General features: G+C 56.7%; 11 protein-coding genes and 1 tRNA gene. 9 read left to right on the forward strand and 3 right to left on the reverse strand.

The window, feature by feature from the left end:
* The first annotated feature begins 162 nt into the window (after positions 1–162).
* The 3 genes from HNR62_RS12420 to yciA all read left to right on the forward strand — a co-directional run bounded on the left by HNR62_RS12420 (position 163) and on the right by yciA (position 3401).
* Positions 163–2070 (forward strand): transglycosylase SLT domain-containing protein, encoded by a 1908-nt coding sequence (locus tag HNR62_RS12420; protein ID WP_338044110.1) that lies wholly within the window; start codon positions 163–165, stop codon positions 2068–2070.
* Complete coding sequence (locus tag HNR62_RS12425) at positions 2060–2884, forward strand: NAD(P)-binding domain-containing protein (RefSeq protein ID WP_239552779.1); 825 nt, start codon at positions 2060–2062, stop codon at positions 2882–2884. Before HNR62_RS12420 ends, HNR62_RS12425 begins: the two co-directional genes overlap by 11 nt.
* 118 nt (positions 2885–3002) lie before the next feature.
* Positions 3003–3401 carry an acyl-CoA thioester hydrolase YciA gene (yciA, locus tag HNR62_RS12430; protein WP_204796410.1) on the forward strand — a complete coding sequence of 133 codons (399 nt, stop codon included), beginning with the start codon at positions 3003–3005 and terminating at the stop codon, positions 3399–3401.
* Positions 3402–3525: 124 nt separating this feature from the next.
* Here yciA and HNR62_RS12435 read toward each other — a convergent pair whose 3' ends face one another.
* Both HNR62_RS12435 and gloB read right to left on the reverse strand, forming a co-directional pair.
* Positions 3526–4932, reverse strand: coding sequence for a LysM peptidoglycan-binding domain-containing protein (locus HNR62_RS12435; protein ID WP_204796411.1), 1407 nt, complete (start codon positions 4930–4932; stop codon positions 3526–3528).
* Between the two features lie 64 nt (positions 4933–4996).
* Positions 4997–5803, reverse strand: coding sequence for a hydroxyacylglutathione hydrolase (gene gloB / locus HNR62_RS12440; protein WP_204796412.1), 807 nt, complete (start codon positions 5801–5803; stop codon positions 4997–4999).
* Positions 5804–5850: 47 nt separating this feature from the next.
* On the opposite strand from gloB, the gene HNR62_RS12445 reads away from it, so the two are divergent.
* Positions 5851–6564 carry a class I SAM-dependent methyltransferase gene (locus HNR62_RS12445; RefSeq protein ID WP_204796413.1) on the forward strand — a complete coding sequence of 238 codons (714 nt, stop codon included), beginning with the start codon at positions 5851–5853 and terminating at the stop codon, positions 6562–6564.
* On the opposite strand, the gene rnhA is transcribed toward HNR62_RS12445, so the two are convergent.
* Positions 6552–7013 carry a ribonuclease HI gene (gene rnhA / locus HNR62_RS12450; protein WP_204796414.1) on the reverse strand — a complete coding sequence of 154 codons (462 nt, stop codon included), beginning with the start codon at positions 7011–7013 and terminating at the stop codon, positions 6552–6554. The two genes, HNR62_RS12445 and rnhA, sit on opposite strands and share 13 nt — an antisense overlap.
* Positions 7014–7176: 163 nt before the next feature.
* On the opposite strand from rnhA, the gene dnaQ reads away from it, so the two are divergent.
* The 5 genes from dnaQ to HNR62_RS12475 all read left to right on the forward strand — a co-directional run bounded on the left by dnaQ (position 7177) and on the right by HNR62_RS12475 (position 13476).
* On the forward strand, positions 7177–7908 hold the full coding sequence (gene dnaQ, locus HNR62_RS12455) for a DNA polymerase III subunit epsilon (protein WP_204796415.1): 732 nt from the start codon (positions 7177–7179) through the stop codon (positions 7906–7908).
* The gene (locus HNR62_RS12460) at positions 7893–9035 is read left to right on the forward strand and encodes a hypothetical protein (protein WP_204796416.1); all 1143 of its coding nucleotides are present in this window, start codon (positions 7893–7895) and stop codon (positions 9033–9035) included. Before dnaQ ends, HNR62_RS12460 begins: the two co-directional genes overlap by 16 nt.
* A gap of 126 nt (positions 9036–9161) precedes the next feature.
* Positions 9162–9238, forward strand: a tRNA-Asp gene (locus HNR62_RS12465).
* Positions 9239–9785: 547 nt separating this feature from the next.
* Positions 9786–12236 carry a type I restriction-modification system subunit M gene (locus HNR62_RS12470; RefSeq protein WP_204796417.1) on the forward strand — a complete coding sequence of 817 codons (2451 nt, stop codon included), beginning with the start codon at positions 9786–9788 and terminating at the stop codon, positions 12234–12236.
* A 10-nt stretch (positions 12237–12246) separates the two neighbouring features.
* Positions 12247–13476 carry a restriction endonuclease subunit S gene (locus tag HNR62_RS12475; protein ID WP_204796418.1) on the forward strand — a complete coding sequence of 410 codons (1230 nt, stop codon included), beginning with the start codon at positions 12247–12249 and terminating at the stop codon, positions 13474–13476.
* The last annotated feature ends 1 nt before the right edge of the window (position 13477 follow it).

Raw genomic sequence — 13477 nt, forward strand, 5'->3', positions numbered from 1 at the left:
TCGCTACGGCCTGTGTTGTCTTGCTGGGTTGTCATGTGGTGTTGTCTTGTTCAGGCGGAGCCGGGCCCGGCCCGGCGCAAAAAGAGAATTTATCGCCCCCCATTGGCAGTGTTGTCACTATTCCTTAGGATGGTTCTCTATCGTTATCTGGGGGAGTGCACCGTGAGAGGCTGGTTTGGAGTGGGATTGCTGCTGTTAAGCCTGGGGGTGAGCGTTCAGGCCTCGCCGTTGCGCGATCAGTACCGACAGGCCGAGCAGGCGCTGAAAAAAAACGACCTGGTGCTTTATGAACGGCTGCGCCAGGGGCTGGATGCGTATCCGTTGACGGTTTATCTGGATTATCAATATCTTGACGAGCGGATGCAGCAGCTGACCAGAGCCCAGATTGTCCGGTTCATGACGCGCTATTCCGACTCCCATCTGGCAAGCCGGCTCGAACGCCGTTATCTGTTCCGACTGGCGCGGGAGCAGCGCTGGCAGGAATTTCTGGCATTCTATCCCGCCCTGCCCAACAGTGTTGAACTGCAGTGTGCGCACTACAGAGCCAAGTGGGTAACGGGAGACAAGGCCGCGGCCATCGCCGGTGCCGAGCGGCTGTGGCTGCACGGCTATTCCCGCCCCGAACTCTGTGACCCCCTGTTTGACGCCTGGAGCAGCGCCGGCGGCCGTAGCGATGAACATATCTGGCAGCGGATGCTGCTGGCATTCGATCATCGTCAGGATGGGTTGCTCGGCTACCTGGGTCGTCAGTTGAGTTCATCTGCCAAACCGGCAGGAGACTTCCTGCTGTCTCTCGACAAGGATCCCGAATTACTGGCCGGCTCCCGGTTACTGGTTGCCGGTTCGGCTCGCCACAAGGCGGCACTGGCCAGGGCACTGTCTCGCCTCGCAGACACCAAGCCCGAGCTGGTGATGAGCCTTTATCCCAAATACCGGCGTCAGTCGGGCTTGAGCCAGGAGCAGGTGACCGGCATAGAGCGGCAACTGGCCCGGCGCCTGATGTTCAATCGTACCCGGGATTATCGCAACTGGCTCGACAGCCGCCTGCCGGTGGTGGGCGATGCGGATCTGTTCGAGCTGCGGGCCCGGCTGGCCATCTGGGAGCAGGACTGGCCCGGTCTTTCCGGCTGGATTGACCGGCTGCCGGAGGCGGCACAGCAGGACAGCCGCTGGCAATACTGGCGGGGCCGGGCGTTGAAGGCCCGGAACCGCCATGACGAGGGCGACAAGGCCTGGCGGCAGGCGGCCCAGCATCGGGATTACTACGGCTTTTTGGCGGCGCAGCAGGGGCGGCACGACTTTTCACTGCAAAAGAAACCCCTGGTGCCGGTACCCTCCTTGAGTCAGGCCCGTCGGCAATGGCCGGCGCTGCTGCGGGTAGAAGAGTGGCTGGCATGGGGAGACAACACCGCCGCCCGGGTCGAGTGGTATCACCTGCTGGGCCGGGTCAATGAAGCCGAAGGGCTGGCGCTGGGTAGCCTGGCCCTGAGCCGGGGCTGGTACGACAAGTCCATCGTGGCCAGCATTCAGGTGCGCGCTTGGGATCACCTGGACTTGCGTTTCCCGGTGGTCTACCGGGAACTGTTCCAACGCCAGGCCCGCCGCCTGGGAGTGGATGAAGCCACGCTGTTTGCCATTGCCCGTCAGGAAAGCGCCTTTTATGAACAGGCGCGTTCGCCGGTCGGGGCCGGTGGCCTGATGCAGCTGATGCCGGCCACCGCCAGGGAAACCGCACGCAAGCACGGTATCAGCGCTTATCAAAGTCCGTCCGACGTCTATCGCCCCGAGGTGAACGTGCAGCTGGGGTCCAGCTACTTCAAGGAGCTGCTGGAGCGCTATGGTAACAACCGGATCCCGGCCATTGCCGCCTATAATGCGGGCCCCTCCCGCATCAATCGCTGGCTGAACGACAGTGGCAGCCGCCCCATGGATGTGTGGGTAGAAAACATTCCCTATCGAGAAACCCGGGGTTATGTACAGAACGTGCTGGCATTTTCGGTGATTTATCAGGACATGCTGGGGCAGAAGAAAACCTTTATCAAACCGGCGGAGCTGAATCATGTCTACTGATCTGAGCATTGAGTCAAGCGTTGCCATCGTGGGGCTGGGCTGGCTGGGCGAGCCGCTGGCGAAGACACTGCAAGCCCGGGGCTGTCGCGTGGCCGGCACCACCACCACCGAGGCCAAGGCCGAACGGCTGCGCCGAGAGGGCATTGACGCCCTGGTGTGGGATATCAACGAGCCCCGGCCGTCGGCCTGGCCCGTTGAACTGGCGGCACAGACTCTGGTGCTGTGCGTGCCGCCGGGCAAGGTAGACGATTATGCCGAGACCCTGGGGCGGGTGGCCAGGCTGGCTGCCAAAGCGGGCGTACAGCGGCTGCTGTTTACCAGCGCCACCTCCGTCTATGGCGGACTCGGGCGCAAGACAGAGGCGGATGCCGCGCCGGACTCGGCCCGGGGGGAGCGCATGCTGGCGGCAGAGCAGGCGGTACGCCACAGTGGCATACCTCGGGTGCTGTGTCTGCGGCTGTCCGGTCTGGTCGGCGGCAACCGGGAGCCGGGGCGTTTTCTGGCCGGACGCCGCTTCGAGGGCGGCGACGAGCCGGTCAACCTGGTGGCGCAGGAAGACCTGCTGCGTTTTATTCCCGCCATTCTGGCCCGGCACGACTGGCCGGAAGTGCTCAATGCCAGCGCGCCGCATCATCCCGGTCGGCGTGAATTTTATACCCGGGCGGCCGAGCTTAGCGACCTGCCGCCGCCGCAATTCGGCGGCGGCGGCGAGGGCAAGTGCATCGACGGCAGTGGCCTCAGTCGCTGGCTGGGTCTCGACTATCGGGTAACGGACTGGTTTGACTGGCTGGCAGCGCGTAAGGCGCGGGGCTGAGCAAGGGCGCCATGGCACTCCGACCTTCATAACACCCCTTTTCAGATTGAAAATTGCGGCCGGCGAGCCGGCTGATTATTATGCCCACTTTATTTGTCCGATAGGAGACCTGAACGCGATGACCGATCAACAAACCCCGAGGGGAGAACTGCTGTTGCGCACCATGGCCATGCCGGCCGACACCAATGCCAATGGCGATATCTTCGGTGGCTGGATCATGTCGCAGATGGATCTGGGGGGTAGCCTGCTGGCCAATGAAATTGCCCTGGGAAGGGTGTGTACCGTGGCCGTGGGCGACATGACCTTTGTGCGCCCGGTGCAGGTGGGCGACGTGGTGTGCTGCTATGGCGATGTGGTCAAGGTGGGCCGTTCTTCTATTACCATCAACGTCGAGGTTTGGGTCAAGCCGGTACTGGTACCGGAAGCAGGCCCCCGCTACCGGGTGGCCGGCGCCCAGATAGTGTATGTGGCCATCGACGAGAACGGACGCCCCCGTGCAGTTCCCCAGTTGACCTGAGCGGGGAGGGGTGAGAAGTAAGTGGTGAGGGGTAAGAGGTGAGGAGTAAGTGGTGAGGGATGAGGAGTAAGAGGTGAGGGAGTTTACACCTCACGGTTAACGCCTCACCCCTCACGCTGATTCATTACCCGGCGTTGGCCGTTACGATCAGACTCTGTCCGGCGCGCAGGCTGTTTTTGTCCGTCAGCTGGTTCCAGCGCAGCAGATCGGTAATGCTGACACTGAAACGGCTGGCGATGGCCGAGAGGGAATCCCCGGACTGTACCCGATAAACCCCATCAGCAGACGATGGATCCCCGGCACCGATCGCCCTGGGCAGCATCAGTGTCTGGCCTACCCGAATCGTGCTGCCGCGCAGGTTGTTCGCCTGCCGGATGGCTTCGATACTGGTGCCGTTGCGACGGGCGATTCTGCTGAGACTGTCACCGCCTCGAACCTGATAGCGCTGATAGGACTTGCGCTCCTGCTCGGGCAGATCGGCCATGGCTATTTCGAAGCCCTGGGCATGGGCCACCGGCACCAGTATTTCGGCGTTGCGTACCGGCGAAGTGGCGGAACGCTTGAATGCCGGGTTCAGCTGCTTGAGCTGTTTGCGGTTCATGCCGGCCAGGTCGGCCGCCATGTTCAAGTCGACCTGACCTTCCACTTCCACTACCGCCAGCTGTGGCCGGTTGGGCACCGCCGGCACTTCCATACCATAGTGGCCGGGTTGCTTCAGAATATCGGCCAGAGCCAGCAGCTTGGGCACGTACTTCTGCGTTTCCTTCGGCAGCGACAGCGACCAGTAGTCGGTGGGTTTGCCTTGGCGACGATTGGCTTTCATGGCGCGTTGCACCCGGCCTTCGCCCGAGTTGTAGGCGGCCAGTGCCAGCACCCAGTCGCCATCGAAGAAACCGTTCAGGTATTCCAGATAGTCGAGCGCGGCCCGGGTCGAGGCCATGACATCGTAACGACCGTCATACCAGCTGTCGTAATGCAGCCCGAACTGCTTGCCGGTGCCCCGCAGCATCTGCCACAGGCCTGCGGCGTGGCCATGGGAATAGGCACGCGGATCGAAGGTACTCTCCACCACCGGCAGCAAGACCAGCTCCATGGGCATGTTCCGTTTTTCTATCTCTTCCTTGATGAGATAGAGAAACGGTCTGGCTCGTTCGGATACGGAACGCATATATGTCGGGTGCTTGAGGTACCAGTTCCGCTGGGCCACGACTCTGGGGTGATCCAGGGGCATATCAAGTTGCATGTTTGCAGCCAGGTCGCGCCACAGATCCTGCTGTTGCGCTTCGGCCGGCTGGTGCTGCTGCCGCTTGGTTGATGAATGGGATACGGTGCTGTAAGCCTGGCCACGGTCGGTGGTGGTTTTGCTTTGTATTTTCAGCGACGAATAGGTCGCTGACTTGGGGTAGAGCGGGCGGTTCGCCTGCTCTCCAGCTACTTCCTGATGGCCATAGGGATGTCGAACCGAATCGGCCGACACCGCCTGGCAGCCCGCCAGGAGCAAGGCACTGGATAATAAACAGAGTCTTCTCATGGTGTCTGCGTCTCACAAAAAACGGCGGCCAGTGTATGCTTTGTGAGCAGCTTAATCAAGTTCGTTAAAAATCGTCCTTCCAGCGCCTAAGTGCAGCGAATACATCGATGTTCTCGATCAACTCCGCTCCTTCATGGGCCTGAGCGGCGGCTCTGACCCCCGCCAGATGGGCGCGCAGGAAGACATTGACGGCTTTTTCCAGGCCGATGGAACTGGGCAAAGTAGGTACCCCCTGCTGGCGTGATTTAGCCACCTTTTGCAGGTATTTCTTCAATTCGGGGTTATTTGGCTCTACAGCACGGCAAAAGGCCAGGTTTGCCTGAGTGTACTCGTGGGTACAATACACCCGGGTGTCATCCGCCAGGGCGGCGAGGCGGGAAAGAGACTGGTACATCTGAGAGGGTGTGCCTTCGAACAGTCGGCCACAACCGCCCGAAAACAGGGTGTCGCCGCAAAACAGCAACGGCTGGCCCTGAGGCACCTGGTCCCGAGGAGCAGGGGAAGCAGCAAAGTAGGCGATATGACCTAGGGTATGACCGGGCACCGCCATCACCTCGAGTTCCAGCCCCAGCTCGGGGAGGGACACGGCGTCGCCGTCGTTCAGGGCAATGCTGCCGGGGGCCGGCAGCCGCTCGGCGGCCGGGGCATACACCCGGGCATGAGGCCACTGGGCCAGCAGTGCCTGGACCCCACCGGTATGATCATGATGGTGGTGGGTGATCAGCATGGCCTCCAGCGTCAGCCCGCGCTCGGCCAGCACCCGCTCGACCGGTGCCGCCGCGCCGGGATCGACCACGACCGCATGGTTGTTATTCGTTATCAGCCAGATATAGTTATCCTGAAACGCAGGGATGGGACTAACGTTAAGCATGGTACTGTCCTTATTGTCATATTCTGCAATAGCTTATCAGAGGCGCGATGAAATCAGCCAGTACGGTTGTCGCACCGGCCGCTTGGCAACGACTGTTGCGCGGCCGTCATATAGCCGAACAGTTGCAGCTGCGCCTGGACGAGTGGGCGCCGTCGCTGTTCGGGTTTACCCTGCTCAAAGTCGACGCCCTGAGTGCCGCCCTGTCGCTGGACCGGAGCCGGTTGCTGCATTCGGTGCTGATGGGGCAGTCCGGCTTTGACGGGATGGAACTGCAGGGCAATGCCACCGCCATGCCCTTTGCCCCGGGTAGCCTGGATGCCTGCCTGCTGGCTCATGTGCTGGATTACAGCAAACATCCCCATGCCATATTGCGCGAAACAGAAGTGGTGCTGCGCGACGATGGCTGGCTGATCATCGCCGGTTTCAATCCCTACAGCAGCGCCGGGCTGGCCCGTTTGTTGCCGGCAGTGCGCCATCGGCTGCCGCCCTGGCGGCGAATGCTGGCGCCGGGGCGGCTCGAAGACTGGCTAAAGTTGCTGGGCTTTGAGGTGCTCGAGCGCAATTACCTGAGCCTGACCGGCCTGCTCGAGTTTCCTCTGCTCGGTCAGTGGCGCCACCGGTACTGCCCCCGTTTTTGCCCGTCGCTGGCGGCGGTCTATATCATACTGGCGCGCAAACGGCGCTATCCGCTCACGCCCATCCGCCAGCTCAAACCGGCATCCGGGGCCCTGCAGCCGGGCATGGCGCGTCAGCGCGAATAGCCGGTGTCGTCGTGGTTGGCGTCGTTCAGGGCGGCCTCTCGGGCGAGATCGTCACAGCGTTCGTTTTCCGGATGGCCCGAATGTCCCTTTACCCAGTGCCAGGTTACCCGGTGGCGCTGACAGAGTTCATCCAGCCGTTTCCAGAGATCGACATTTTTTACCGGTGCCTTGGCGGCGGTTTTCCAGTTATTGCGCTTCCAGCCGGTAATCCACTGGGTAATGCCCTGACGTACATACTGACTGTCGGTGGTCAAATCCACGGTGCAGTCGTCGCTGAGGGTTTCCAGTCCGGCAATGGCGGCCATCAGCTCCATGCGGTTGTTGGTGGTTAGGCGGTAGCCGCCGCTCAGCTCTTTGCGGTGCTGTTTGTAGACCAGCACGGCGCCATAGCCGCCCGGGCCCGGATTTCCCAGACAGGAACCATCTGTGTACATTTGAATCTGTTTCATCGTTATCCGTGTTGGAACAAGCAAACCGGAAGTCTGCCACAGCGCGGCGGCGCTCACCAGCCACCCGCGCGATTGTGCCAATAACGGCAATGCCACCTTGAGCCCGGTGGCGTTGGCAGTGGCAGTTATTTATACTGGCCGCCGAATTGAGTGGAGAATTTTGATGAGCCAGCAAAGTCACCAGCGGCAAATAGTGCTGGATACAGAAACCACCGGTATGAACATGGATACCGGCCCCCATTATGTAGGGCACAGGGTGATTGAAATCGGCTGTGTGGAAGTCGTTAACCGTCGCCTGACCGGTCGGCATTTTCACGTTTATCTCAAGCCGGACAGAAAGGTGGACGAAGAAGCGATTCGGGTGCACGGCATTACCGATGACTACCTCGCCGACAAGCCGCCCTTTTCCGCCAAGGTCGACGAATTTCTGCAGTTTATCGACGGCGCCGAGCTGGTGGCGCACAACGCGCCCTTCGACGTCGGCTTTCTCGATTATGAACTGCAGTTGCTGGGGCGGCCCGAACGCATGGCGGCCCTGTGCAAGGTGACCGATACGCTGGCGCTGGCGCGCAAGCTATTCCCCGGCAAGCGCAACAATCTGGATATATTGTGCGACCGCTACGGCATAGACAACGGTCACAGAACCCTGCACGGCGCCTTGCTGGATGCGGAGATCCTGGCCGACGTTTACCTGCTGATGACCGGTGGCCAGACCAGGCTCAACCTGCAGAACAGTAACGACCAGCAGGGGGATGCCGGCGGCATCCGTCGCCTGAGTGCCAACCGGGCGCCGCTGACGGTGATCCGGGCCGGAGAACAGGAGCTGCAGGCCCACGAGGCCAGGCTGGATCTGGTGATGAAAAAGGGAGGCAGCTGCCTGTGGCGCGGAGAATAGGCGCCTTCTTGTTCGCACTGCCGTTGCTGTTGGCGATAACGGCGAGCCAGGCCAGTGAGCAGAGCGCCCGCTGGCTGAGCAACACCTTTCGCATCGATCCGTCCATATCTTCCGTCACCCTGATCATAGAGCGGGAAGCGGCAAGCCCCCCTGCGGTGCTGATCCGCCCCGATGGCAGCAAATATTACTCTCATCGGCATCCGGATGACGTCAGCTGGGCAGCAACCGACAGTCGGGATGTAATTACCCTGTGGCAACCGGAGCCCGGTCCCTGGCAGGCGACCGGAAAAATCAACAAGCACAGAGGTATCTCACTGTACAGCGTGTTCGATTTGGATGTGGCCCCCTTGCCGGAACGGATTTTTCAGCAAGAGGTGCTCAAGCTCGGCGCCGAGCTGAGGCACAATAATACCCGGCTGGACGCCAATTATTACCTGAAAGGCTTGTCTCTGCGGGCGCAACTGATGGAGCCGAACAGCAAGGGCACATCGTCTTTTGCCCCAACGCCGCTGGTTATTGGCGACTTTACCGATGACGGCACCGGTCTGGATGACTACCCCGCAGACGGCAAGCTGACGGCGCAACTGCTTATCGACACCTTGCCGGGAGAATATCTGTTTCAGGCGCAAATCAGCAATCGGGTGCTGGCGCGCACTCACGAGCAACCGGTGCTGGTTTATCCCATGCCGCTCACGCTGGCGTTCTCTACGCCGGAGGAAGACGGCAACTGGCAGCTGGACCTGACTCCCGGAGGCGACCTGGTACCGGAGTCACTGGTGGTAAAAGGGGAGCTGACGACACCGGCCCAACAGACCATTGCCGTATCGGGTACCGGCAAGCACATTCGATTGCCGGACGCCACCGAACCCGGTAATTACTACTGGCAGGGACACGCTTTCGCCACCACCCGAGAGGGACGCGACGTTCAGCTTGCTCTGACGAAGCAGCTGCTCAGGGTCAGCCCACCGGTGAACCTGGCGGCAGTGGAGTTCAAACGGACAGACGGTTTCTCGCTGAAGCAGCTGCTGGCGGCCATGTTGCTGCTGACGGCCTTGTCGGCCGCCGGTTGGTTTTTATACAAAAAAATAATCAACAGGCGGAAAAACAGCCTGGAACAGGCAAGTTAACCCGGTATTATCGGGGGTGGTGGATAATAAATGGTCGAATGGCGAAAAAGAGGTTATTTCGGTCTTGACCGCCGCTTCGGACGGCTCTATTATCCCACCCGTCCGAAGCGAACAGCTTCAGGCACCGGAGCGGTAGTTCAGTTGGTTAGAATACCGGCCTGTCACGCCGGGGGTCGCGGGTTCGAGTCCCGTCCGCTCCGCCAAATTCAAAGCCCCAGCAGCAATGCTGGGGCTTTTTCGTGTTGGCTGCGCCGGACTTTCTGGATGAAGTCGTCGCTGCGCTTCTCCACCTTCAAACGCGGTGCGTTTGCCACTCCGCCAAATTCAAAGCCCCAGCAGCAATGCTGGGGCTTTTTGCTTTCTTTCCTTCAGTAAATTCATCCTTTCCCATTTTGTCAAACGACCCCTCGTGACCAGACCGTGACCATTTTGTGACCCGAACCTAGTGTTGACCGAAGGTCAAAGTGGCTGAATGTCGATGCGTGCTCCTTATTCACTTACAGATACAAGCTGACTAAGTAACCGTTCTATTTATTAGCTGTTCTATAGAGGGCGAATGGAGGGGGCCCTCCACTGACACTGATTCAAGCTTTTAACGATTAACTCAAACATAGCCGCCTTATGGTAGGATTACCCCCAGTAAATCAGGGTAGGCGAGAGTCGCTTTACCCTGTACCCACTCCCAGTATTAGCGAATAGCGTTGCACATGACTAGCGCATGAAAAATGAGCATTTAAACAAGGTAACAACATGGATCATAGCGTACATAACAAACTGATTTCTTTTATCTGGAACATTGCCGACGACTGTCTGCGAGATGTGTACGTGCGTGGTAAGTATCGAGACGTTATTTTACCCATGGTGGTGCTGCGTCGCCTGGACACCCTGCTGGAACCAACCAAGCAAGCGGTGCTGGGCGAAGTCCAGTTTCAGCGTGCAGAGATGGATGCCATCGAGCTGGATGACGAGCCGCTTAAGGCCGCATCGGGCTATGTGTTCTTCAACACTTCCAAATGGACCTTGAAGTCGCTGTTTAACACGGCGACCAACAACCAGCAGATCATGTTGGCCAATTTTGAAGAATATCTGTTGGGCTTTAGTGACAACGTAAAAGAAATCATCGAATGTTTTAATCTGCAAACACAAATCCGCCACATGGCCGCCAAACAGGTATTGCTGGATGTGGTCGAAAAGTTTGTTTCGCCCTACATCAACCTCACCCCCAACACGGTTGCCGATCCCGACGGTAACATGATGCCTGCGCTCACCAACCTGGGCATGGGCTATGTGTTTGAAGAGCTGATCCGCAAGTTTAACGAAGAAAACAACGAAGAGGCCGGCGAGCACTTTACCCCCCGTGAAGTGATTGAGCTGATGACCCACCTGGTGTTTGACCCGGTGAAAGACAGCCTGCCACTGACCATGTCGGTGTATGATCCCGCCTGTGGCAGTGGCGGCATGCTCACCGAGTCGCAAAACTTTATTGAAGAACGCTATCCCGCTGCCAACCGCGATATTTACCTGTTCGGTAAAGAAATCAACGACGAGACTTACGCCATCTGTAAGTCGGACATGATGATCAAGGGCAATAACCCGCAAAACATCAAAGTGGGCTCTACCTTGTCGATCGACGAGTTTGCATCAGACCGCTTCGATTTTATGCTGTCTAACCCGCCGTATGGCAAAAGCTGGGCCTCGGAACAAAAGCACATTAAAGAGGGGGCCGAGGTCATAGACCCGCGCTTCAAGATTAAATTAACCGATTACTGGGGTGTTGAAACAGACTGTGATGCCACGCCGCGCTCCAGTGATGGCCAGTTATTGTTCTTGATGGAAATGGTCAGCAAGATGAAGTCGCCAAGCGTGAGCCCGGCCGGTAGTCGTATTGCCTCGGTACACAATGGCTCTAGCTTGTTTACCGGCGATGCGGGGGGCGGCGAGAGCAATATTCGCCGCTACATTATTGAAAACGACATGCTCGATGCCATAGTGCAGCTGCCCAACAACCTGTTTTATAACACCGGCATTACCACCTACATCTGGCTGCTGAGTAACAACAAGCCGGCAGCGCGCCGTGGCAAGGTACAGCTGCTGGATGCCAGTTTGTTATTCCGTAAACTGCGCAAAAACCTCGGCAATAAAAACTGCGAATTTTCCCCCGAGCACATAGCACTAATTACCCGCACTTACCTGGATTGTGCCGCCATAGAGCGCCAGCTGGATGACAATGACGAGCCTATGGGCTTGGCCAGCAAAGTCTTCCGCAACGAGGACTTTGGTTATCACAAGGTCACTATCGAGCGGCCCGACCGCCGCAAGGCGCAATTTAGCGCCGAGCGACTGGCCGGGCTGCGCTTCGACAAGTCACTCAGTGAGGCAATGCAGTACTTGTATGACGAGCACGGCGATGACGTATACCAGACCAGTGGTTATGGGCCCGAGCAAAAGCAAAGCTTATTAAAGTCGTTAGAAAAAGACATCATGAAATGGTGTGAAGAAAACGACATAAGTTTGAATAATAAAGCCAAAACCAGGCTGCTCGATGTGAAACACTGGCGGTCGCTGAAGGCGCTGCATGAAACCGCCGAGCAGTTAATGGCCGCCATTGGCGGTGCTGAATTTAGCGACTTCAACCTGTTCAAGAGCCAGGTCGATGCAACGCTTAAAGCCAACAAAATCAAGCTCTCGGCCAGCGAGAAAAACGCCATTTTAAACAGCGTGAGCTGGTATGACGAAACCGCCGAAAAAGTGATTAAAAAGGTGGTTAAGCTCGGTGACGATCAATTGGCTGACTTGCTGGAGCGCTACGAGTGTGCAGAAGCCGACTTGCCGGACTTTGGTTTTTATCCTCATTCAGCGGTACAGGTTGGCAAGAAAAGCGGTAAGGCAAACGAATATATTACCTACGAAGCCAGCGCCGACCTACGCGACAGTGAGTCTATTCCGTTAACCGAGAGCATTTATCAGTACTTTTTAGATGAAGTTCAACCCCATGTGAGTGAGGCCTGGCTGAACCTGGATTCGGTAAAAATCGGCTACGAAATCAGCTTTAACAAATATTTCTATCGCCACAAACCGCTACGCTCACTTGAAGCCGTCGCTGCCGACATTATTTCGCTGGAGCAAAAAGCCGAAGGCTTGATTGCGCAGATCCTGGGCGTGAGCAGCTTTAATGCCGCCGTTGAACAGGTTCAGGGCTAAGGGGCACACTATGATGAAGTTATCGGCAATGCCCACGTATGAGGCGTATAAGGATTCTGGCGTTGAGTGGTTGGGGGAAATTCCAGCACACTGGAGTATTATTCGTTTTCGCGACTTTTTTAAGTTCGGAAGAGGGTTAACCATAACGAAGGAAAACTTACAGGATGAGGGCATACCTTGTGTCAGTTATGGAGAAATTCATTCAAAATATGGGTTTGAAGTAACTCCCCAGAAACATTATCTTAAATGTGTTAGCGAAGATTACTTAATTAAAGGCGCAAGCTCACTGCTGAATAAAGGAGATTTTATATTCGCAGACACGTCTGAGGATATTGAAGGCTCTGGAAATTTTTCGCAACTGATAACTGATGATGTTGTGTTTGCTGGATACCATGTAGTGATATGCAGGCCAATAGGGGAAGGGAATCACCGTTATCTTGCTTACTGCCTAGACTCTGTTTCTTATAGGAAACAAATAAAACAGCAGATAAAGGGTGTAAAGGTTTACAGCATTACTCAGTCCATATTGAAAAACACTAAAATATGGCTGCCTAAGTTAGAAGAACAAACCCTAATCACCAATTTTCTTGATCAAAAAGCAGCCCAGATCGACGAAGCGATTGCCATTAAAGAGCAGCAGATTGAGCTGATAAAAGAGCGCAAGCAAATCATTATCCAGCAAGCCGTTACCCAAGGCCTTGATCCCAAAGTGCCGATGAAAGATTCGGGCGTAGAGTGGATAGGGCAGATCCCAGAGCATTGGGAAGTTAAGCGACTTAAATATGTGTTGAAGGAGCGTAGTGAACGCTCTAAAACTGGTGAAGAACCATTATTTATGGTCAGTCAGGTACATGGACTTGTTGTGCGCGCAGACTTCCATGAAAAAGCTGCCGTTGCAGCTAGCAATATTGATAATAAAATCGTTCATAAAAATGATTTAGTATTCAATAAGCTTAAAGCTCACTTAGGCGTTTTCTTTAAAAGCAATATAGACTATCAAGGCTTAGTCAGTCCAGATTACGCCGTCTACAAGTGCGAGGATTATATTGTAGATTCTAAATATTTAGAGCTACTTTTCAGGCACCCCTCTTATATTGCACAGTTTGTTGTTAGAGCAACAGGTGTCGTTGAGGGGTTAATACGTCTTCATTCGTTAGTACTTAAGCTTGATTTTCTATTAATAAACAACAAGATGACATTACTCCAGTACAGGGTAAATACTCAAGCCCAATTGCAGTAAC

The sequence above is a fragment of the Oceanisphaera litoralis genome (assembly GCF_016907015.1).
In the GTDB taxonomy this organism is placed as follows: domain Bacteria; phylum Pseudomonadota; class Gammaproteobacteria; order Enterobacterales; family Aeromonadaceae; genus Oceanimonas; species Oceanimonas litoralis.

What these genes read in the sequence shown, in the direction of transcription:
- HNR62_RS12475 (WP_204796418.1), top strand. Translation starts at nt 12,247, where the DNA reads ATGATGAAGTTATCGGCAATGCCCACGTATGAGGCGTATAAGGATTCT.
- HNR62_RS12470 (WP_204796417.1), top strand. Translation starts at nt 9,786, where the DNA reads ATGGATCATAGCGTACATAACAAACTGATTTCTTTTATCTGGAACATT.
- HNR62_RS12445 (WP_204796413.1), top strand. Translation starts at nt 5,851, where the DNA reads ATGAAATCAGCCAGTACGGTTGTCGCACCGGCCGCTTGGCAACGACTG.
- yciA (WP_204796410.1), top strand. Translation starts at nt 3,003, where the DNA reads ATGACCGATCAACAAACCCCGAGGGGAGAACTGCTGTTGCGCACCATG.
- rnhA (WP_204796414.1), bottom strand. Translation starts at nt 7,013, where the DNA reads ATGAAACAGATTCAAATGTACACAGATGGTTCCTGTCTGGGAAATCCG.
- HNR62_RS12425 (WP_239552779.1), top strand. Translation starts at nt 2,060, where the DNA reads ATGTCTACTGATCTGAGCATTGAGTCAAGCGTTGCCATCGTGGGGCTG.
- gloB (WP_204796412.1), bottom strand. Translation starts at nt 5,803, where the DNA reads ATGCTTAACGTTAGTCCCATCCCTGCGTTTCAGGATAACTATATCTGG.
- HNR62_RS12435 (WP_204796411.1), bottom strand. Translation starts at nt 4,932, where the DNA reads ATGAGAAGACTCTGTTTATTATCCAGTGCCTTGCTCCTGGCGGGCTGC.
- dnaQ (WP_204796415.1), top strand. Translation starts at nt 7,177, where the DNA reads ATGAGCCAGCAAAGTCACCAGCGGCAAATAGTGCTGGATACAGAAACC.